Source organism: Nitrosovibrio sp. Nv17 (genome assembly GCF_900119085.1).
GTDB lineage: Bacteria > Pseudomonadota > Gammaproteobacteria > Burkholderiales > Nitrosomonadaceae > Nitrosospira.
In genome coordinates, this window is the sequence record NZ_FPIQ01000055.1 from 1 (window position 1) to 1163 (window position 1163).

General features: G+C 66.1%; 1 protein-coding gene. It reads right to left on the reverse strand.

Going from position 1 to position 1163, the window contains the following annotated elements:
• The coding region (locus BT108_RS13285; RefSeq protein ID WP_143142519.1) for an RHS repeat domain-containing protein at positions 1 to 1163 on the reverse strand (1163 nt) is incomplete at both ends.

A 1163-nucleotide genomic window follows, 5' to 3' on the forward strand; every position in this document is an offset into this window, starting at 1 on the left:
TGGTTGCGGGTGTAGGTCCAGGTGTTGTCGTGGGCGGTGCCCAAGAGGTCGTGCGTCAGGCTGGAGAGCGCCGACTGGTCGTCGTAGCCGTAGCTGGTGGTGGTGCCGTTGCCGAGCGTCACCGTGGTGCGCCGCGAGAGGTCGTCATAGGCGTAGGTGGCCAGACTGGTCGTGCCCAGTTCCTTTATGACGGTGGGGCGGTTGAGCGCGTCGTAGTCGGTGGTGACGTGGAATATGGCATCCGGCCAGTCGAGGCGGGTGCGGTTGCCGGCGGGGTCATACTGGTAGGCGAGCGTGCTGCTGCCCATGCCGGACCCGGACCCGCTCACCGTGGCGCTGACGAGGCGCCCGGCGTTGTCCCAGGCATGGACGACGGTGTGGCTGGCGTCGACAAATCCGGAGGCGGTGCGCCGCCCCAGGAGGTCGTAACCGAACACTACGTCGTCGGCCGCAACGGCGTAGCTGCGGCTCGTCACCCGGTCGAGATTGTCGTAACCGAGGGTCGTGCTCTGCCCGTTGCGCCCGCGCAGGCTGGTCATGTTGCCGTTGGCGTCGTAGCCGTATTGCTCGTAGTCGGTGGCGGAAGATGTATTGGGCGTCACCTTGTCGGGGAACAGCGTCTTTGCCAGGCGGTCGTGGCCGTCGTACTGGTAGGTGGTGAGGTTGTTCTTGCCATCCTTGACACTGGCGAGCAGGCCGTTGCTCGTATAAAGGTAGTAGGCATACGGCTGCGGCGACACCGTGCCGATGGCGCGCGTGTCGCTGTAGAGCCGCCCGTCCAGGTGATAGGAATACTCGGTCGTCCGGTTGTCGCCTTCGCCAGGCCCCAGGTTCTGCGTGATGCGGTAGGGCGTGTCGTAGGTAGTGTAACTGTAATCGGTGACCGGCACCGGGGCGGATGCCGCGGGGCAGGTGGTATCCGCCGCCGTTTGCCCTGGCCCCCAGGCCTTCAGCACCTTGCCGGTGGGGGTATAGGTGCTGCAGGCCACCATCCACTGGCCGCCGATCTGGCTGGAGACGCGGATGCGGTTGCCGTCGGCGTCGTAGGCGAACCTGGTCAGCTTGCCGAGCGCGTCGGTGATCTGGGTCGGCCGGCGCTGGTTGTCGTACGCCGTGGTGGTGATGTCGGAAACGTCGGTTCGCGGGCCATCCACCACCGTCAG